Source organism: Chryseobacterium formosense, from assembly GCF_900116415.1.
Classification (GTDB): Bacteria; Bacteroidota; Bacteroidia; order Flavobacteriales; family Weeksellaceae; genus Chryseobacterium; species Chryseobacterium formosense.
In genome coordinates, this window is record NZ_FPAP01000005.1 from 1 (window position 1) to 20,736 (window position 20,736).

Annotated in this window: 13 protein-coding genes and 1 tRNA gene; 4 read left to right on the forward strand and 10 right to left on the reverse strand. The window is 35.1% G+C overall.

All coding sequences use genetic code 11. The annotated features are described in order from the left end of the window. Nucleotides 1–877: 877 nt before the first annotated feature. From BM371_RS16970 to BM371_RS17005, 8 genes are all read right to left on the reverse strand, one after another. Nucleotides 878–1,207 (reverse strand): VanZ family protein, encoded by a 330-nt coding sequence (locus BM371_RS16970; RefSeq protein ID WP_034679316.1) that lies wholly within the window; start codon nucleotides 1,205–1,207, stop codon nucleotides 878–880. Between the two features lie 25 nt (nucleotides 1,208–1,232). After that, entirely contained in the window at nucleotides 1,233–1,610 is a 378-nt protein-coding gene (gene gcvH / locus BM371_RS16975) for a glycine cleavage system protein GcvH (protein WP_034679315.1), read from the reverse strand. Between the two features lie 97 nt (nucleotides 1,611–1,707). Next, the gene (locus tag BM371_RS16980; RefSeq protein WP_034679264.1) at nucleotides 1,708–2,586 is read right to left on the reverse strand and encodes a CPBP family intramembrane glutamic endopeptidase; all 879 of its coding nucleotides are present in this window, start codon (nucleotides 2,584–2,586) and stop codon (nucleotides 1,708–1,710) included. A gap of 159 nt (nucleotides 2,587–2,745) precedes the next feature. Beyond that, nucleotides 2,746–9,825, reverse strand: a complete 7,080-nt coding sequence (gene sov / locus BM371_RS16985; protein WP_051883031.1) for a T9SS outer membrane translocon Sov/SprA — start codon at nucleotides 9,823–9,825, stop codon at nucleotides 2,746–2,748. Nucleotides 9,826–9,831: 6 nt separating this feature from the next. Further along, nucleotides 9,832–10,416, reverse strand: coding sequence for a Holliday junction branch migration protein RuvA (gene ruvA / locus BM371_RS16990; protein WP_034679263.1), 585 nt, complete (start codon nucleotides 10,414–10,416; stop codon nucleotides 9,832–9,834). 313 nt (nucleotides 10,417–10,729) lie between these two features. Continuing rightward, nucleotides 10,730–13,027 (reverse strand): NADP-dependent malic enzyme, encoded by a 2,298-nt coding sequence (locus BM371_RS16995; RefSeq protein ID WP_034679262.1) that lies wholly within the window; start codon nucleotides 13,025–13,027, stop codon nucleotides 10,730–10,732. 16 nt (nucleotides 13,028–13,043) lie between these two features. Continuing rightward, nucleotides 13,044–13,895 carry an ATPase gene (locus tag BM371_RS17000; RefSeq protein ID WP_034679260.1) on the reverse strand — a complete coding sequence of 284 codons (852 nt, stop codon included), beginning with the start codon at nucleotides 13,893–13,895 and terminating at the stop codon, nucleotides 13,044–13,046. An 88-nt stretch (nucleotides 13,896–13,983) separates the two neighbouring features. Continuing rightward, nucleotides 13,984–14,247: a hypothetical protein gene (locus tag BM371_RS17005; protein WP_034679258.1), complete on the reverse strand. Its 264-nt coding sequence runs from the start codon at nucleotides 14,245–14,247 to the stop codon at nucleotides 13,984–13,986. A gap of 229 nt (nucleotides 14,248–14,476) precedes the next feature. On the opposite strand from BM371_RS17005, the gene BM371_RS17010 reads away from it, so the two are divergent. Genes BM371_RS17010 through BM371_RS17025 form a run of 4 tightly spaced genes read left to right on the forward strand, consistent with a single transcriptional unit; the run spans nucleotide 14,477 to nucleotide 18,529 of the window. Next, entirely contained in the window at nucleotides 14,477–14,935 is a 459-nt protein-coding gene (locus BM371_RS17010) for a GtrA family protein (protein WP_034679255.1), read from the forward strand. A 3-nt stretch (nucleotides 14,936–14,938) separates the two neighbouring features. After that, nucleotides 14,939–15,664: a lysophospholipid acyltransferase family protein gene (locus BM371_RS17015; RefSeq protein WP_081874592.1), complete on the forward strand. Its 726-nt coding sequence runs from the start codon at nucleotides 14,939–14,941 to the stop codon at nucleotides 15,662–15,664. Nucleotides 15,665–15,710: 46 nt separating this feature from the next. Beyond that, the gene (locus tag BM371_RS20840; RefSeq protein WP_034679253.1) at nucleotides 15,711–17,471 is read left to right on the forward strand and encodes an MFS transporter; all 1,761 of its coding nucleotides are present in this window, start codon (nucleotides 15,711–15,713) and stop codon (nucleotides 17,469–17,471) included. Between the two features lie 2 nt (nucleotides 17,472–17,473). Further along, nucleotides 17,474–18,529, forward strand: coding sequence for a DUF3810 domain-containing protein (locus BM371_RS17025; RefSeq protein ID WP_034679251.1), 1,056 nt, complete (start codon nucleotides 17,474–17,476; stop codon nucleotides 18,527–18,529). Nucleotides 18,530–19,074: 545 nt separating this feature from the next. On the opposite strand, the gene BM371_RS17030 is transcribed toward BM371_RS17025, so the two are convergent. After that, a tRNA-Met gene (locus BM371_RS17030) sits at nucleotides 19,075–19,148 on the reverse strand. Nucleotides 19,149–19,192: 44 nt separating this feature from the next. Next, nucleotides 19,193–20,476, reverse strand: coding sequence for a peroxiredoxin family protein (locus BM371_RS17035; protein WP_034679250.1), 1,284 nt, complete (start codon nucleotides 20,474–20,476; stop codon nucleotides 19,193–19,195). Between the last annotated feature and the right edge of the window lie 260 nt (nucleotides 20,477–20,736).

Sequence of the window (20,736 nt, forward strand, 5' to 3'; positions counted from 1 at the left end):
TTTTTTATATATAATAAAAGTAGTTCTTTCTAATTATGCTTACCCAAAAGCTCTTCTGCGCTTACCAAACAACTCTCGTTTTTCAGTGGGGCAAAAGTAGTACTTCTATCCTATACAATCCTAATTTATTTAACATAAAATTTAAGTTAAATTCATATTTGACACTAAGTCACTGAACTTGTGGGAGAATAATTTAAAATAATGTTTGGGGTTTTTAGCTGGAGGGCAAGTTGGTGAGTCGGAGAGTCGGAGGGTTAGAGGGGATTGCAGGGATTAATAATTTTGATATGCATTGCTCGTATTTGTGTAGGGGGAGGTGCCGCTCCTACGGAGCTCTATATATGATATATTTCTTTTCTACAAAGATGACGCTCCGATGGAGCTATGAACAGGAAGCTTCTACGGAGCTTTAAATTCTTTTTGCAGATCGTCTGCTATGAACAAAACGATCCTACGGAGCCTGGATAAGATATTCTAAAGGTAATCTGTCAGCTGCGATTTTAACGACATCTTTTTGCTCGCTCTTACGGAGCTCGTCATCTTGTTACATCTGTGGTTCAGCTCCGATGGAGCGGGAAATTGTTTTGCTGTTGTATTATCCGATTGATCTGGTATTTAACCTTAATCACAAAAAGAATAGAATGTTTTAAATAGAATTGGATATATCCGGAATTTGAAGATAGCAATCTGTATAAAAGACTTCAACCCTAGCCCCGATCGTAACGGCATCCTTTTGTGATGAGCAACGAAGAGCAAAAGATATAGTGGAGAGCGGGAAATAGCTCCTAAGAAAAATATGAATGTGAAAAGTCGGAGAATTGGAACGCGGGAGAATAAAAGTAAAGCTAAGAGTAATAGTAATTTTCTTCAGAAGGCTTTAATTAGAAAATTTCCTGATCAATATCTTATATATATAGTAACCGATCAGGCAGCCGATCGTGTCTGCAACAATATCCAAAGTTTCCATGGATCTGCCTAAGTTCATTTCTTCCTGAAAAATTTCGGTGAGGAAGGCGTAAATAAGTATGATCTGAAAGTAATATGAAAATCTGATTTTGGGAAAGGCAGCGATAAAGCAAAATCCTAATGCCGCAAAAATGCTTAAGTGCAAAACCTTGTCGATCCCATCGAACATAAAGAAATACTCGTGGTTCTCAACTCCGGGACGCAAAAGCATATAAGTAAGAAATGCCCAATAAATGGGCAATATCTTTATAAATATGTTCGAAATTTTATCCAATGATCGCCTGATAATCTTCAGCTGAAAGCAATTCTGAATGATCTGCACCTTCTGCAATTTCAAGTTTGATGATCCACCCATTCCCGTAAGGATCTGAATTTAGTAATTCCGGCTGATCTTCAAGAGAAGCATTAAACTCGATTACTTTTCCTGAAATAGGTAAGAACAGGTCTGAAACTGTTTTTACTGCCTCAACACTTCCGAAAACATCTCCACCGTTGATTTCTTCATCCACAGTATCTACATCTACATAAACGATATCGCCCAACTCTCCCTGTGCAAAGTCTGTAATACCAATTGTAGCAACATTGCCTTCGATCTTGATCCATTCGTGATCTTTAGTGTACTTTAATTCTGACGGTGTATTCATTTTTCTTTCTTTTTTAATGTTGACAAATTTATTCAAAAATACATTAACGCTCCAATAAAATTCTGAAATATTTAAAGCTTTTAAATATTTCAGAATTTTATTTATTTTGTTTGAGTTCGGCTATATCAAGAAGCTGATTTAGAGAAGTGCAGTCAAGCTTTTTAATACTGCTTTTCTTTCTTTCGATCGAGATATTGTATTTACCAAAATAAAGATCGCCGAGCTTCTCATCAAAACAAACTGAACCATGAATGACCGACATACTCATATTTTCTGCTTTTAAAAATTGGTTTGCATCGGTTTGCATATTTCCACTTCCTACAAAAAATGAAACACGCTGATATTTCATGGTAAAATCTTTTGTTTCAATTTCCTTTAGGCTCATGCCTGAACTTTCGTAGCCAATAACAATGATAGCTATTGCAATGAAATTATTAAATGCATGCAATAAGATGGAATAGATCAATCCGAAATTCAGAACCATCCATATTAAAATAAGTCCCATTCCGGCAGTCATTACAATGCCGATCCAGGTATCTGGAATTTTTAAATCATTCCATTCATAATGCATAAAGCCAAAAAGCAAAGCATTGATGAAATAAATGTAACCAGAAACTTCTTTTCTCTTGTTTAATTCATATAATATAATGAATGCTGCAAGAATAGGAATCAAATAATAATTCTGCAACAAAAGAATATAACCAAGCAATCCGATATAGGTAACATACATGAAAATCTTCTTTCTTGTGAAAATTCCCCGAAAGATCAGTTCTTCTATAACGGGAGCAATGGTAAAAGCAGCAACAAAATGAATTAAAGTAAAATCGTTGAAACGGGTAACGCGGGATGAGAATTCTGACTCATTAAAATAAGAAAAAATAATATTGCAGATGAGGGAGCCGAAGAAAATAAAAATCCCATACTTCAATAAGTAATTATCCTTATAAATCTTCTCTTTTTCATTTAAAATTTTCATGTTGGTTATTAAAAACAAAAGACACACAAAACTGCGCATCTTTTATTCCGATTTAAATTAATTATTATTACTTACCAAATATAGTGATTGGAACGCTATCTTCCAATAGTTGTGAAATAAAAAATCCCTTTCTTTTTCGAAAGGGATTTAGTTTTAGATTTAGAAACCTCCGGAGTCACCAAAAGTGAATGTTGCGGAAATTCCGGCTCTGATGGTCGACAGCGGGAAGGCTGTGGAAATTTTATACTTAGAAGTCATCTGCTCATAGAATAAACGCAGATTCAGGTTTTCCGAAACGTTATAATCTGCAGAAAGTTTAATATTCATTAATCTTTGTCCACCCGTAATCTGAGAATCATTTAACAATATATTCATAATACTTGTCTGGCTATCACGAAGTGAAATATCACCACGGATATTCAGGTCTGAACCTTTAGCTTTCGCACCTCTCTGGTTATTAGTTCCCAATCTGAAGTTTCTTACAATGTATCCTAATCTTACTACATATTCTGTATTTGAGTCTTCAGTAAGCGTATGGTTTACCAGACCAAGAATCATGGTTCTTATTTTATTATACTGAATACCAAACTGCATATTGTTTCTCATCGTTACATCCACACCAATCAGCGGTGAGAAAGATTCGGTATAACCTACCTGAGAGAATGTGTAAGGATTGATAAAATTATTGTTGACATCACGTTGAGAGCTTTCAACATCATTTGCAATATTAAAATAATCAATATTCGACTGAACTCCGGTTGCCGTATAAGTAGCACTGTAGCTGTGTAAAATATCAAACTTTGTAAACTGACCATTGATGATCGGTATATTTCTTAATCCTGAGTAAATAATTCTCCAGTTTGGAATCGGAAGACCTGCTTTTTTAGGATTTCCTAATCTCTCCGGATTTTTACCTTCCATTGCCGCACGGAATGCAGGGATCAAAACATATGCATTTGAAATACTATGACCATCCGTATATCCGTCCGAGTTTAACAATCCTCCCATTTGTCGGGAAATAGCCTGTGCATTTGATCTGATTGCATCATAAATATATGAGCTTTCTTTAAATGATGAATTAAGAAGCACGACCGTATTCGAATACGAAACCATATCGCTTGCAAAGGTAAGATTTGGGTTTGCAAAGCCGGTTTGAGGATCAACATAATTAAACCCTGTATGCGAGAAGTTTCTGTTATATGTACTCAATACATTAAAATCTATCCTGAAATCATTGATTGGTGACACCTGCAAATCGGCTCGTAATTCCCTCGTCGACATTTTGACGTAAGGATCAATCATGAATTCGGAATCACTTACCCAGCCTCTTTCCATCACAGTACGTCTGATGTCTGCCTGCGAACCGAAAAGGAAACCAAGCGTAGGGCCACCCAAAGTCTGACCATAGCCATATCCGTTCGGTGCAGATAACAATCCCGGAATAACACTTCCGTTATTTTCGGAATAATTAACATTCAACTGTTTGAATGAAGTCAGTAAGAATGCTGCACTTTGCAGTACAGACAGTTTATTTTTAAACTTATATTTTTTATATGTATATCTGTTTTTCTCCCAAGCCTGAGTGTAAGCATTATTCAATGAATCCTGTTCCTGTTTACGTTTTTGAAGGGTCGTAGACATTCTTTTAAAATAACTGAACTGCCCGAGGAATTTCGGAATATCCGCTGAAGCATTTGCCGAAATAACATTGGTGTTCTGCCCTATTGATCCTAAACTTCCATCAGGACTCGCAAGAAGCGCTGTTGATCTTGCATTCCAGTTATAGGTAAATCCGTACCCAACTTCAGCTTCGATAAAATCGAGGTAAGGTAGATACTGGAACGGCAATTTGTAATTCAGCTGAACTTTGTGGTTGTACAGTACCGGTCTTCCTGCTCTGAACATATTTCCGAAGATCGAGGAAGTATCCATTGTATTTACATCTACATTATCGTTCAATGTTCTTGTTGCGGAATTAATTTCTAGTTTTAAAGATTTTGTAAAATTAAATCCTAAACCATATTGCCATCCGAAATAGAAATTCCTGTTCTTCAAAGCAGCAAAATCATCATTAAGATTTCCACTCAGAATAGCATCGATATTTCTAAATTCAAGCTCGTTGTAATTTCTGTCGAGCTCTGTTCTGAAAGATAATCTGGTCGGGATCGGATTAAAATTAAATTCTTTCACCCATCTCAGATATTTTGTAGATTTCGCTGTATCGCTGATCATTTTATTGAACGGTCTGATTACCCATGGCTTGAATGTATAATTGTAATCTAAATATCCTCTCAGATACTGTCTGTAATTTTTCTTGGTGTAAATATCACGGTAATGATCATCATTGTACACCGCCGTAAGAGAAAGGTTTTCTACGTCATAAAACTTCGGCTTGCTGTTCGGCTTCACTCTTTCTTTATGCATATTTACGACTCCTAAGCTTCTTTGCTGAGTGTACGTTCTTGCAACTTTTTTAAGCTCTTCTCTGTTTGCAGCCTTGCTGAATTCAACATCGGTATCTAAAGGATTATATTTCGGATCCTCGATCGTTTGCGAATAAGAGTAGTTCACAGGAATTTTCATTCCGGTTTTTTCCGGTAAGAACTTATCGACATTCACTGCTGTATTAATACTGAATGCTGACTGGGTAGACTGACTTCTTTCCGCCGGTTTAGAATCAATATTTCCAAAACCTACTGAAGAATAGGATGCACTTGTATTAACGGTGGCAAAATCTCCTAAATTGAAATTTAAGCTCGCATTTCCTGCATAACCGCCATCGTTTTCAATTTCAGAAAGACGGATTTCGTTTACCCAAAGAATTCTTGTTATTGAAGAACCTCCAACATCATTAGCATTTCTGATACCAATCATAATCGTCGTGATATTTCCTAAACTCGGACGACCTTTGATGTAGATTTTTTTCTCGGTTTCTCCACCTCCATATTCATTGTCTTCAATTCTTTGTGTAAGTTTGTTTGGACTATTTTTATCTCTTCTGATTTTAGCATCAACGAACTCCTGAATATTAAGATCTACATCATTTTCAAATGGCCAAATTTCCAATGGAGCGGTTGCAGTTCCTGGTGTAATTTTAAGTGAAGATTCATATTCGTAATAGTTATCAGTTGCATCACTACCAAAACGAATGAAAAACTTAGTTTTCTCATCTATTCCTGTTGCACGATTCGTAGGATCCTGAGCATGTACAAAAAGTTTTAATTTTTTGTATCTTCTCATATCAAGAGTGGTATTTTTGAAAACACCTCTTGCTTCATTAGCAATAAGATTGGTAGCTTTCAAATACAAAGAAGATTCATTTTGTCTCTGTGCGCCTGCATTTCCACTAAGAACCTGTCTGTCGATTCCAGGAGGGAGTACATATGGCGGTTGGTTCAGAGCATTTTCTTCGATATTCACACTCCCAACTTCAAAATCGTTATTGTCTACATTAGCTAAACCTTCATCAGTTGCCGGATCAGGTATTGTTGGAGGTGCGACAAGCTGATATTTCGCAATATTTTTTGAATATTTTCTCCAATCCGATCTGATCAGATCCATCGTTCCGAATCTTAATGTAGAGGTTTGATCAAAACCTGTTAAAAGCATTCTTGCGAATCTTACATTATTAAGGATGGATGGATTTTTTTCTCCACCTGCATCTGCTTTAGCAAAATCTGAAACAGGAATTCTGAAAAGATACCATTTCACATCATCAGTCTTGCCATTTTGAAACGTAGCCTGTACCGTTTTCTGATCAACAATATAATTACCTGTTCCTGCAGATAAACTAGCCTGATCAAGTTTAACAACATATTCGTTATAACTTTCTGTTTGGTCTAAGTTATAATCTTTATTAATATCTTCTGCATCCGGAGTTTGTGAAGAAACTTCTAATGAATTGCTCTGCGAGTTCCCTTCAGGGCCTCTGAAATATTTGTATCGCTGAATAATTGAAGAAGCCTGGCTTCCTGTAAATTTATCAGACATATAAAATACGAAATCATCTACTGCAGGATCGGAAAGATTGGTTACCGGGTTTACAAAAGTATTTCCGAATCGCATTGCTTCCTGATCAGAATTCAAACCATCATAACCTAAATCCTGTGCTGTTCTGTCTCCTCCTTCACTTGAAAACGCATATAAAATTGGTGGCTGCTTCGGCTGAATACCCCAGTTTGATGTGGTCGTTGTTGATGGAATTCCACCTGTTGGCAAACCGTTTTCATACTGCATCAAACCGTCTTTAAGAATGTCTTCAGAAACGTTTCCTAATTGTAAAAGAAGTTTAGGCTCTGTTCCTAGATTGTTTCCATCTGCATAAGGATCCATCATCCAGAATTCAACATATTCAATATTTGAATTCACAAAATTGGAAACACTTATCGGACGCATGATTCCCGCCCATCTCTGTGCGGTCGTTTCCGTTGCAGGATTGGCATTGTATGGTCCTTTTTCCTGAGGGAAATAAGAAATATCAAAAGTATTGGTAAAGGTCTGCTCTCCCGCTACAAAATCTCTGTTGTTGAAAATCTCTGAAAACTGTACACGTCTTGATGCGTGGTTCGATACCGATTCTGCAGTAATTCCTTGTGGAGCTCTTCCTCCTACACCCCAAAATCTAGGATCAATATTATACCACGTAAGCAAACCTCTGCCATATCCATTGGTAAGATCATCATTAACACCTGCTCCGGCAAAAATCGGATTACTTTGGTTTTTTTCAGGCTTAGAAGCCAAACTCCATGCTGTCGGTTCCTTTAATGATATTTTTGATGTAGTTTGTTCGAAATCGTCGATGTATGACTGATCATTTGTTCCTTTATTGATTCCCGGAATCAGATAGGCTGCCTCCATTTTAAAGTTTAAGTTAGAAGGAGCTTCTGTATTAATCCCCGGAATTTTATCGGTAAGTCTTGTCAGGAACGGAAGCTGATTGTTATACATCATATTCACTCCCGCCATGGTATTGTTTACGGCTTCCTGACCGTAATTTACTTTTTGGGTAAGCGGAGATTCAGAATAATTAACCACAGTTCCGCCGAAGATAAAGTTTTCGCTTACTCTTCTTTCTAAATTTAAACCTAAAAATCTTTTTCTTTGGGTATTGAAAGTCAATTGATTTTCTAATGAAATATTAATTGCCTGACCCGATTGTTTCACTGTTTCGTTGATGATGGTCACTGTTCCCAGCATATAATCAACGGTATAGTCGATTCCTTCCGTAAGCTGTACTCCATTTGCAGAAACTTTTACCGAACCCTGTGGTACATTTACAGCTCCCAAAGAAATTCCTTGTCCTTGTGCACCTTTATAACGACCTTCCATCGTATAACGTTGAGAAAGATTACTTTGAGTTGCCACCTGTTTTTGTTGGCTGTACAAATCGGAATAAACATACTGAGGATTGCTGCTTCCCAATACCTGAGCCATATAACTTCCGAAAGGCTGTACCTTGGTAAACATGACTCTACCGAGATCTTTTCTAATGGTAATTCCCTCCACAAAGTCAAAAACTCCATCACCGGCAACGGCTCCATTATTTTGTAAATCTCCGTTTACGTTGAGACGGTCCCAGTTTAATAATTTTAGTAGATTGGTATCCGCAACACTGGTGTTAGGAAGATAATTTACCTTACCTCCGGTTTGAGCATCACGATAATATACATTTAAAATAAATCCGTCCTGATCGATTTGTGCAGCATCCAAAGAATAGAAGTTCTTCATCATCAAGTTCCACATCGGGGACTGAACATTTATTTTTGTATTTGATCTTAAAAGTTTTGTAACCAGTACAGGACTCTCTTCCGAAAATTCCCCAACTTTATATACCTGATTGGTTCCATTCACCGTATATGAAAATGAAACTGCCAAAAGTTGCTGATCGTTTAGTTTCTGATTTAAAGAGATATATCCTAATTGTGGATGATAGGTAAATTCGTTTGAATTTAATCTTCTTGCTTTTGTACTTAAAACAAAATGTTCACCATTATCATAAGCTTCTGTACTTCCCGGAAAAGTCTGTCCCTGAAAAGTCGGAAGATAATTTTTCCCTTGTTCTCTTGGAGTTCCGATTGCCGAATTAATTTGCTGATAAAGACCATTCTGCGAATTATCCGGTAGACCTGAAGCTCCTTCACCCAAATCTCTGATCCCGATAATACTTTTCTGGTACGATAGGTTTGAATTACCCTGATCTAAAACCCACACTTCCATTCTGGAAATACTGATTCTGGAATTGATCTGAGGATAATTTAATAAGGCATTATCGTAATTATTCAGGAAATATTGCCCTATAAAATAATGCTGATTTTCTTCATAATCGACTGCATTAATTTTAAAATTGTTCATCGTTCCGCCACCCTGTACAACAATATTTCTGGCTTCACCCTGCTGTTGTGAAAGCACCACTGTACCAAAGGTTTTTCCTAACTGAAATTCTGTTTTCACCCCGAATAAAGATTCAGAACCACGAATTAAGCTTGTGGATAGTGGCATATTCACATTACCGAATTCTACTCTTTTGATGATCTTATCTTCACCTCCTGCATTCGGTTTATTCACTTCGTTCAGACCTTTTGTCTGAAGATCTTTCCAGGTACCTTTTGACTGCCAAACCAGGTTCATTCTGTTCTCAAATGCAAATCCGCTTTGGGTATCGTAATTGGCTTTTAGCTGTAAGTTTTCACCAACTTTCCCCACCAAACCAAGCTGAATTCTCTGGTCGATGTCAAAAGTAAAACTTGTTCTGTTTTGTGGTAAAATCAACGGATTGTCTATTTTCTGGTACAATCCTGCAAAATCAAATGAAGCGTAACCGGAAGGAATTATTTCAATCTTATTGCTTCCAAAGATTGATTCAAAAAGTCGGTTATTAATCGTTAAAGAAGGAATAAGTCCTTTTTTAGCCGCTTCAGATTTATCTTTTCTGAACATTAAGTTGTAGCGATCAGCTTTATCTCTGTAAAAAGCTTTAGAATGCTCCGCCAACATAAATTCTTTATAATCATCTGGCGACATAGCTACACCTGGCCCCGTTATTGTATTACCTATTTTAGGATATACATAATACATCCCGGTTTTGATATCGTAATACGCTTCATAATAGGTTGGGTCGGTAACCTCATAATTCTTCCTTATCGAAGAATTCTGCTGGTTTTGTTCCTGTGCAAAAATATTTACTGAGCCAAATAAAAATGACAAGAATATATAAATACTGAGAAACTTATTATTTTTCACCAAATGTTAAATATTTTTTAAGATTTGTTTTACTAATTCTTCTACCGATATTTCAGGTATTTGCTTTAAAATGCGGTCTGCAATTTTTTCGCTTGATCTTTTAGGAATACCTAAAACTTCTAATGCAGATAACGCCTCATCCTTGATTTTATTATTTGCAAAAGAAGAAATATTCTCTTCCGGATTACTGAATTTCTGTACTTTGTCTTTCAGATCAACAATGATTCTTTCAGCAGTTTTTGCTCCGATTCCTTTAGCTTTTTGAATCAGCGCACTGTTGCCAGAAAGTATGGCTGAAGCAATTTCATCAAGACTTAAAGTGGAAAGTAAAATAAGCGCTGAAACAGCACCTACACCGTTAACACTTATCAAGAGGTTGAACATTTCCTTTTCCGCACGCGTATGAAACCCGAAAAGCAGATGTGCATCCTCACGAATAATCTGCTGGATAAAAAGAAATGTTTCTTTATTTAGAGTAAGTTTTTGAGAAGTCATGAGGCTGATCCCGGTATAATAGCCCACTCCGTTTACGTTGATCACAGCGTAAGTTGGCGTAAGCTCCTGAACGATGCCCTGTAGGGAAAATATCATTATTAATTTTTATAACTTCCAAATATAGTAATTTAAACTAAGTAATGTTTTCATTTCAGAGAAGAATAGTTTTTAACTTATTTTTAAACAGCACCGACAAGAAAATGAAGTTAAAAGTATCAACTCGAAAAAGTTTTTTATAGTTTTTCCAAACCAATTATTAATACAAATTATTTTTTTATTTGCTTATTTATTATTTCTAAAATCTAAAAACCCGGTTTGAATTCAATGAATTCAACCAGGTTTCGTAATTTATGTTTGATAGGATTTTATCCTATCCTGTAGAAGACCGTCCCTTCGGGACTCTTTTTCACTAATCTTTTTTACTTTTACCTTCTCTTCTCTGAGCATCCAAAACTGCAACCGTTGCAAGATTCACAATCTCATCCACACTTGAACGCATCTGTAAAACGTGAACAGGTTGTTTTAACCCCATCAAAATAGGCCCGATTACCTGAGCAACCTTCATTCCTCTGATGATTTTGTAAGATAGATTAGCAGATTCAAGATTCGGGAAAATAAATGTGTTCGCAGGAGTAGTTCCTAATTTTGAAAACGGATAATCACTCAAATGATCAGAATTCATGGCAAAATCAGGTTGAATTTCTCCATCCACAATCATTTTTGGAAATTTCTCATGAAGAATATTTACCGCTTTTGCCACTTTCTTTGAAGTTTCAGAAATTGCTGCAAAGTTTTCAAAGCCCAACATCGCAATTCTTGGTTCGATCGCAAAAGATTTTACCGTGTGTTCTGCCATTTTAGCAATATTTACCAGATCTTCAGCAGAAGGATTCTGGTTGATCGATGTATCTGCAAAGAAAATAGGTTTCTTTTCAGATAAGATCATCATCATGGCAGCAACTTTGTCAACGCCTTTATCTTTTTCGATTACTTCTAAAACAGGTCTTAGGGTTGATACATAATTTTTAGAAAAACCGATAATTAATCCGTCCGTATCACCATGTTTCAACATTAAAGGGCCAAAATAATCTCTTTGGCGAACATATCTTTTTGCTTTATACTCGTTCATCCCTTTTCTCTGACGAAGCTTCCAAAGTGTTTCTCTGTATTTTTTTCTGTTTTCTTTCTGATCATCATCACTCGGATCGATAATCGGAACATCAAGATTGATTCCGAAACGCTCCATCTGCTCTTTCACATATTTTTTGTCTCCTAAAAGAATAGGATGAGCAATTCCTTCTTCATATAAAATTTGTGCAGCTTTCAGAACGTTATATTCTTCAGCATTTCCTAAAGTAATTCTCTTCGGATTTGCTTTTGCACGGTTTTGCATCATTCTTACCAACTTCTCGTCTCTTCCCATCCTGTCGAGAAGCTGATTTTCATATTCTTCAAAATCAGTGATGGTTTTTCTAGCCACTCCGCTTTCAATTGCAGCTTTTGCAACAGCGCTAGAAACTTTGGTAATCAACCTGTTATCAAACGGTTTGGGAATAAAATATTCTCTTCCGAACTGTAAATTCTGAACATTATACGCTAAAATTACGGCTTCGGGAACCGGTTCTTTAGCCAAATCGGCGATGGCGTGAACTGCGGCCAATTTCATTTCTTCATTAATTCCTTTTGCCTGAACATCCAAAGCCCCACGGAAAATATACGGGAAACCAAGAACGTTGTTTACCTGATTAGGATAATCACTTCTTCCGGTTGCCATAATCACGTCTTTACGGGTTTCTAAAGCTAAGTCATAAGCGATTTCCGGATCAGGGTTTGATAATGCAAACACAATCGGATTTTCATTCATGCTTAAAAGCATTTCAGGGCTCATTACATTTCCTTTAGACAAACCAATGAAAACATCTGAACCTTTTACAGCATCTTCTAAAGTATCAATATCTGTTTCAACAATGAAATCTAATTTCTCAGGAGTAAGATTTTCTCTTCTGTGATTGATTACACCTTTACTGTCGCACATTAATACATTTTCTCTTTTCAGACCAAGAGAAATATAAAGATTGGTACATGCAATGGCAGCAGCTCCTGCCCCATTCACGACCATTTTTACATCTCCGATATTTTTATTGGCAATTTGCAAAGAGTTGATTAATGCCGCAGCAGAAATGATTGCCGTTCCGTGCTGATCATCGTGCATCAAAGGAATATCCAATTCTTCCTTTAATCTTTGTTCTATATAAAAAGCTTCGGGAGCTTTAATATCCTCAAGGTTGATTCCTCCAAAAGTCGGAGCGATACCTTTTACAATTTCGATGAATTTATCAGGATCTTTTTCATCAATTTCAATATCGAAAACATTGATGTCTGCAAAGATTTTAAACAAAAGACCTTTACCTTCCATTACCGGCTTTGAAGCTTCCGCACCAATATCTCCCAAACCAAGAACCGCTGTTCCGTTTGAAATTACCGCCACCAAATTTCCTTTTCCTGTGTAATCGTAAACTGTTTCAGGTTTATCGTGAATTTCCATGCACGGAACCGCAACTCCCGGAGAATACGCTAATGAAAGATCTCTTTGAGATGAGTGTGGCTTTGAAGGGATTACTTCAATTTTCCCTTTCGGTTCTGCTTTATGATAATCTAACGCTGCCTGACTAAAAGTTTTTTCGTCGCGGTGGTTTTTACTTGACATAAGATTTTTTGTTTTTTTAAAGTATATATTTAATGTGGTAGTTAACCAAACTCTCGATTGGCTTCTGTACAATATGTCCCACATTCAAATTGAGTTCTGACGCCGCAGAACGTAAAATATTTTCGTAATAATAAGCAATGGATCCTATAAAGTTGATCTCAGCATTCTGAGATTCTTCATAAGGAAGAACCTGATAATCGAAGAAATTTTTCATCTCTTCCAAAACCATATTCTGGAAATAGGGATGATCTTTTCTTTCGACCACAAATTTATTGAAATTGGCTAAATAAGCATTCGGTCTTGTCGTATGATACATATTTTTCAATGCTTCATCGATTGTTAAGCCGTATGTTTTTTCGAACTCAAGATGTAAATCCTGAGGAAGTTTCTGCATAAAAAATCTGCGCACGAGTTGTTTTCCTATAGCACTTCCGCTTCCTTCATCACCCATGAGATAACCCAAAGAGGGAAGTTTTATCGTTAAATTTTCTCCGTCGAAATAACATGAGTTTGAACCTGTGCCTAAAATGCAGACAATTGTAGGTTTTCCTGCATAAGCAGCATATGCAGCAGCATAAAGATCTTCTTTTACAACGATTTTTGCATTGGTAAAAACCTTCCCAACTTCTTCTTCAATAGTGTCACAATTTTGTTTCACACCACATCCGGAACCATAGAAAAAAATTCTGGTGATTGAGTTTTTTACCGATGTTAAGCTTGCATTTTTTTCAATTTCGGGTACAATAAGCTCTCTGTTGATAAAATTCGGGTTGAAACCAATGGTTTCGGTCTTCAGGAAAACATTTTTAAAGTCATCCAGAATCACCCAATCCGATTTCGTAGAACCACTATCAACAATAGCAACCATATTTCTTAAATTTAAGAGTGCTAAATTATAAATTTATCTTTACATAGCCTTTAAAAACAAATATGGAAACCCTTTTTTATGATTAAAATTAGCTTTTGATTTCGTTTTTGTTCTGATTGAATTGTACAAGCCAGTCTTCTATTTCTTCTTCCAGATACGCGGTCTGTAATTGAATAGCAGTGATAAAATCGTCAGGAATAGGATCTCCGTCTGAGTTCTCTAGATCCCAAAGATCGTTAGACATATTTTCGTACTCTGAATATACTCTCTTGAAACGAGAGTTTTCTTTTTCCAAAACTTCAATATTTTTTTGCTGAAGCTGAAATTTTCTGTATTTGTTTTGAGATTTCATACAAATATTTAGATTAATGTGGTTTAAAAAACTTGCGCAGATACTTCTCATCATGCACTACAAGATAGAAAGACCATCAACAGAAAAAGTTGAAAATGAATTTTTTATCAGGTACAATTTCTTTCGTTCTGAAAATTAAATTTAGAAATTATTTTTAATGTGAAAAAAAATTTAACAACTTTTTTCACTGTTTAACATATAGTTATAAATTTGCGTATTATTAAAATAAATGAGAGCATTATTACTACGCCAGAAACAGGTATTATTATTTATTATTGCAGGCGGACTCAGTGCGGTGGTGGAAATCGGAAGCTTTAAATTCTTCAGTACCTACCTACCACAAGTGATTGCTCAGGAGCAGAATTTTCACGGGATACACTACCCTTTAAGTAATATTTTATCGACGAGCTGCGGAATTTTATTCAATTATTTTCTGAGCATCTGGTTTGTTTTCGAAAGAGGAAAGCATTCTAAGAAAAAAGAGTTTTTCTATTTCATGGTAGTTTCTTTCATTTCGACGATTTTAAGTTTAACTTTCTTCCAGGTTTTTTACAGCTTTGTTTTCAAAGACAATATCAATTTAATTTTTTATACCTTGAGTCCGGAAATCATCAGTAAAATTGCGGCAATCTTACTTGTTTCCATCCTTAATTATTCGGTAAAGAAAAAAGTAATATTTAACGGTTGATTTGTGACTACAATTTTAAATTACCTCTGGAGAATCTGGCTGATCATCATTGCATTTGTTCTGACAATTGCTTTAGGAATACCTGTCTACATTTTATCTTTCAATAAAAAAAATTACAAATACGCCTATAAACTCATCAGACTTTGGTGTTTCGGAATGTTTTTCGGAATGGGTTTACGATACGAACTCATTAATCTCACTGATAAAAAAATTGATAAAAACAGACAATACGTTGTCATCTCGAATCATACTTCGATCATGGACATTATGCTTCCCTGTATTTTATTTCCGAATCACCAGCTTTGCTATGTTGGAAAAAAGGAACTGGTAAAAATCCCTATTTTCGGAACGATTTATAAAAGAATCTGTGTGATGGTAGACCGAAGCAGCGCGAGAAGCCGAGCTGACGTGTACAGAAGATGTGCCGAAAAAATGGAAGAAGGCAACAGCATCGTCATTTTTCCGGAAGGTGGAGTTCCCGATGACACTTCGATTATGTTGGATGAATTTAAAGACGGAGCTTTCACTCTTTCATCAAAACACCACTCACCTATTGCGGTGTTTACTTTTATCGGTTTAAAAGAAATGTTTCCGTTTGATCATTCTAAAGGCTATCCCGGAAAAGTAAAAGTATATTTCAATGATATTCTCGAACCTGCCGATTCTCCGAAAAATTTAAAATTGTCTGCTTTTGAGACAATAAAAAAAACCTTGATAGAACATCGTTAATCGAAGAAAAAATATATATTTGTTGATAATAAATTATTAATAATCTATGGATTCTAATCAACAGACCAAATGGTCACAATTTCTATCGTTAATTGTCGTATTTTTTTTCTGGGGGTTTGTTGCGGCAAATAATGATATACTGATCCCTGTTTTCAAAAAATGGTTTGTTCTTTCGCAGGTTCAGAGCCAGCTTGTGGCATGGGCTTTCTATGTTGCCTATTTTGTAGGATCTGTTATCTTCTTTATCATTTCCTTAAAAAGTGATATTCTCCAGAAGTTTGGTTACAAAAAAACTTTGGCGGTAGGTTTGTGTCTTTCTGCAGTAGGCGCATTTCTTTTTGTACCGGCTGCACTGGCTGCCAATTTCTGGTTTTTCCTGTCGGCATTATTTATTGTAGGATTAGGATTTTCTGTACAGCAGATTGTTGCCAACCCACTTGCCATTAAAATGGGAAGTCCGGAAACGGGAGCACACAGACTTACACTTGCAGGAGGTATCAATTCTTTGGGAACCACCATCGGACCCATTCTTTTAGGAATTATTTTATTTGGAATGGGAAATAAAGAAGATTCTCAGCCAAAAACCGATCATTTATCAAAAATTGAAATTGTAAAAACTGAGTACCTCACTCATAAAAATGAGTTATCTCAGAATATTACTGAGCTTCAGAAAGATAATCAGGATGACCCTGCAAAAGTACAGGAAGTTATAGCTAAAGTTGAAAAAAATATTTCGTCTTTAGATACAGAGATACAGTCTATTGATCAAAATCTTTCTGCTAATGATTCTCAGGTTGATGCATACACAAAAAAACTGGGTGAAATAAAAGAAAAATCCACTAGCATTCAATATCCGGTTGGCTTTGTAAAAGAGCATCTTAAGCAGGTTAAAATGCCTTTTATTGGATTGGGTATTGCTTTTATTCTGGTAGCTATTTTTATGTTGTTTTCAAAAATTGAAGACCCTGCTAAAGAAGAAGAGGCAGCAATTGAAACCGGATCGACAAAATTCAGCATTTTAAAATATCCGCAGCTTTATTTAGGGATGCTTGCCATTTTTATTTATGTTGGTGTCGAGGTTTCTATTATCAGTAACCTTCCTGCATTGTTGCATACAAAAGAATTTGGAGGTGTACTTGAACACAATATTGCCCCATTTGTATCATTATACTGGGGAAGTCTGATGATTGGAAGATGGAGCGGAAGTATCAACGTTTTTAAGATGTCTAAAACCATGAATACGGTAATGAAATTCATAGTTCCTTTTATTGCCTTTGCGATTATCATTTTCGCAAATGAACTTAGCGGTAAAGATGTTTCAAGTTTTTACGTGTACGCTTTCTGGATTCTGGCATTTATTATCATGAGTTTTATCGGAGGGAAAATGGCAGGAAAAACACTTATGATTTTCGGAATTGCAGGCGTGATCATGATGATCTTGGGACTGGTGTATCCGGATAAAGAAATTGCAAAATATTTCTTTATTTCAGGAGGTCTTTTTTGTTCCATCATGTGGCCGTCAATTTTTGACCTTGCGATTGCGGGACTTGGCAAAAACACAGGAAAAGCTTCTTCCTTCCTTGTCATGATGATATTAGGAGGAGGAATTATTCCGCTTATCCAGGGCTGGATTTGCGATTTTGATAAAACAAGCCCGGAAGGTATCATGGGAATCACATGGACGCACTTCTCTTACGTTATCCCTATCATTTGCTTTGCATACTTAGCTTTTTACGGCTTCTTAACACCGAGACTTCTTAGAAAACAGGGAATTGTAATGGGTGAAACATCATCAGCAGGACATTAATTATGGTAAAATCATATCATAAAAAAAGATTTTGGGCGGGTATTTTACTTGCCCAATTTCTTTTGTTTTTTATTTTTTCAAAATTAAAATTTGCAGTTTCTTTTTTTGAAAACTTATTTGAGATTCAGAAAAAAATCCATCAGCTTTTGTTTGCCTGGATTCCTTTTTCAATTGGAGATGTAATCTATGTATTGTTCGGAATTTTTTTGGTGTATTTAATCATTAAATTATTCCGAAAGAAAACAAGAAACAATGCTTTATTAAACATTTTAATTGTTTTAAACATCACCTATTTCATTTACCAGATTTTTTGGGGAATGCTCTATTTCCAGACTCCGATTATTTCAAAACTCCCAAAAGCAGCCATTACCCTCGAAAAAAGAAAAGCTTTAGCTCTTGATTATTTAGAAAAAGCGAAAGCAACAAGAAAATTAGTTCAGGAAGACAAGGATGGGGTTTTTATGATTAAAGATCTAAAATCGATAGAGAAAGAAATTTTACAGCAGCAAAAAAAACTTCCAAATTTTATAACTAACAAACAAACTGATAATATAAATTCATTTAAACCTAGTTTATTTGAGAATGTAATGAGTTTTACAGGGATTCTGGGATACTACAACCCTTTTACCGCAGAAGCACAATATAATACCGAATTACCGTCTTCTTATCTGCCTTTTACATTAGCTCATGAAAGTTCTCATCAATTGGGTTTCGCAAGAGAGCAGGAAGCTAACTTTATCGGGTATCTGATTGGGACAAACTCCACAAATACGGAATTGAAATACAGCACAGAATATTTTACGTTAAAAAGCCTTCTAAACTCGATCATCTATGAAGATGAAAAATTTGTGAAAAATATTTTGGATCGTTATTCTGATGAAATGAAACGCGACAGACTTAATGAAAAGAAGTTTATTTCGGAGCATCAAGGATTGCTTAATGACTTTTTCGGTTTCACCAATAATCTTTTCCTAAAAAGCAATCAGCAGGAAGGGTCTGTTACTTATTCTTATTTCATCGATCTCTTAGTTCGTTATAAAAGTATCAACAAAAAATAAAAAAAAGAATCGTATCAGGCGATACGATTCTAAAAACACAAATGATGAAAAAAAATTTATTACCTTGACTTGTTCCCTCATTCAAGGCTTTGTAAAATTACAATATTATTTTTAATTTCAAAATGCTACAATACTTTTTCTTACAATTTTATGAAAAATTTATGATTTGAAAGTTTAAGATTTTATATTTATCTCTAAATATAGATTTACAGTTATCGCTAAAATATTAATTTTGCGAATAAAATTAATAAAATTTACTTTAAACAATAATATTTTTTAAAAACAATAAAAATAGCATACGAATAAAAAAAATTAACCAATTTTAATATAAAACTACAATTTCATGATGCTAAGCAAACTTGAAATTGTAGTTTTAAAAGAAAAATAAGTACAAATTGCTTCAGTAAGAAGCATAAAATATAATTTTCAAGAAGAAAATGAAATTTTCGATAGGCATTTGTTACTTCGCAAAAATTTAAAGCAAAGCTTTTTCATACGATAGATCAAAAAAAAACCATAGATAAAAATCTATGGTTTAAAATATGTAGCGAAGACGGGAATTGAACCCGTGACCTCAGGGTTATGAATCCTGCGCTCTAACCAACTGAGCTACCTCGCCGTTTTGGTGGTGCAAATATAGAAAATATTTACTAACCTCCAAAATTATTTTAGCTTTAAATATTCCAAAACATCTCCAACATGATTTGGCTTGCTGATTATCTTATTGTTAGCATCCAAAATAAAATAAGTAGGTGTTGCATGAATATTGTAAGTTTCCGCAAAAGAACTGTTCCAACCCCTCAATTCCGAATCATTGATCCATGGAAAAGCAGCAATTTTTGTGGTATACGAATTTTTATCTGTATCTAAAGACAAACCTATTACCTGGATATTTTTATCCTGAAGATCTTTATATTTTGTCAACAGTTTTGGTAATTCGTTTTCACAATGAGAACAAGTGGAAGACCAAAATACAATTACCTTTTTATCAGCTTTTACATCCGCAATGGTCTTTGCCGTAGTATTGACAGGTGAATAGAATTTATAAGCCGGAAAAACAGCTCCTAAATCGGTTGCAGCATTAGATTTTAAAGTTGATGCAAGACGATCATTTATCGTACACTTTAAATTTTTAGCAAGAGTAAGATATTTGGTCTTGAATTCGTTCATGTCATAGACATCAAAAATATCGATCAATTCAGAAAGAACCGTTTGTCCTCTCGGAGTTTCTACATTCAATCTATTGATCAGTGTATCCACAGATGTGCTGACATTTGTATTTCCTCCCACATTCAGATATGAAACCAAAAGAGGTCTTAAAAGCGAGGAGCTCTCCAACATATCGTTTGATTTATCAATAAAGTTTACAATCTCTTCCTGAGTTGCTTTTTTAGAAGAATCGTTAGAAAGAAATTTGTTGTAATTTGTATTATAATAATATACGAAAGGGTTTTTAGTCTGATCAACTGAATTTGTCCCAGACAATTTTCCCATTTCACTGATTAAAGCTTTTCCAAACTCAGTATTATCTTTATAATATTCTTTAATCTGAGCTAAAGCAGGAAGTATGATTTCTTTTTTCTGAGAAGATTCCTGTATATTATTCATCAGCTCATTCGCTTCGTCAAGATAAATAATATTCTGAATTTTATTTGCTTTGGTTTCCAGCTTAATGTTTACATTTTTATTTTCCGAAATAAAGCTTACAGAATTATTGGTATTGGGAAAATATATTTTCATCATTCCGGAATAATTTTTTGGATATTTAAAAGTCCATGAATTATTCTTATTTTTTTCTTTAGTAAAAATGATGTCTTTAGAACCATTCAGAGTATACAATACAGCATCCTGTTCATTAAAATCTGGCTGAGTCTGTATATTAACAGAAAATTGTGCATTCATTGAAAATACAAATACAGTTCCTGACAGCATAAATATCTTTTTCATAAGTAGATATTAATTATTTTATAGTAATAATCACATTATTCAAATACCTACTTCGGTATTCGTAGGGATTTAATATGTAAAAATAGAAAAACTCTCTGACTAATCAGAGAGCTTTACATATTTTAATATAATTTTTATATTTTTTGAGTCCTGTATTTTGTAGCGAAGAAACCAATTCCAAGAATTGCAACCGCAGCCAAAATATAAACATACATGTCAATCGGAGAAGTCGGACTACAAGGAGGTGACCCTGCAATTGG

Coding starts and splice junctions, on each gene's coding strand:
- gcvH (WP_034679315.1), bottom strand. CDS start 1,610: ATGAATACACCGTCAGAATTAAAGTACACTAAAGATCACGAATGGATC.
- BM371_RS16980 (WP_034679264.1), bottom strand. CDS start 2,586: ATGAAAATTTTAAATGAAAAAGAGAAGATTTATAAGGATAATTACTTA.
- ruvA (WP_034679263.1), bottom strand. CDS start 10,416: ATGATATTTTCCCTACAGGGCATCGTTCAGGAGCTTACGCCAACTTAC.
- BM371_RS16995 (WP_034679262.1), bottom strand. CDS start 13,027: ATGTCAAGTAAAAACCACCGCGACGAAAAAACTTTTAGTCAGGCAGCG.
- BM371_RS17000 (WP_034679260.1), bottom strand. CDS start 13,895: ATGGTTGCTATTGTTGATAGTGGTTCTACGAAATCGGATTGGGTGATT.
- BM371_RS17005 (WP_034679258.1), bottom strand. CDS start 14,247: ATGAAATCTCAAAACAAATACAGAAAATTTCAGCTTCAGCAAAAAAAT.
- BM371_RS17010 (WP_034679255.1), top strand. CDS start 14,477: ATGAGAGCATTATTACTACGCCAGAAACAGGTATTATTATTTATTATT.
- BM371_RS20840 (WP_034679253.1), top strand. CDS start 15,711: ATGGATTCTAATCAACAGACCAAATGGTCACAATTTCTATCGTTAATT.
- BM371_RS17025 (WP_034679251.1), top strand. CDS start 17,474: ATGGTAAAATCATATCATAAAAAAAGATTTTGGGCGGGTATTTTACTT.
- BM371_RS17035 (WP_034679250.1), bottom strand. CDS start 20,476: ATGAAAAAGATATTTATGCTGTCAGGAACTGTATTTGTATTTTCAATG.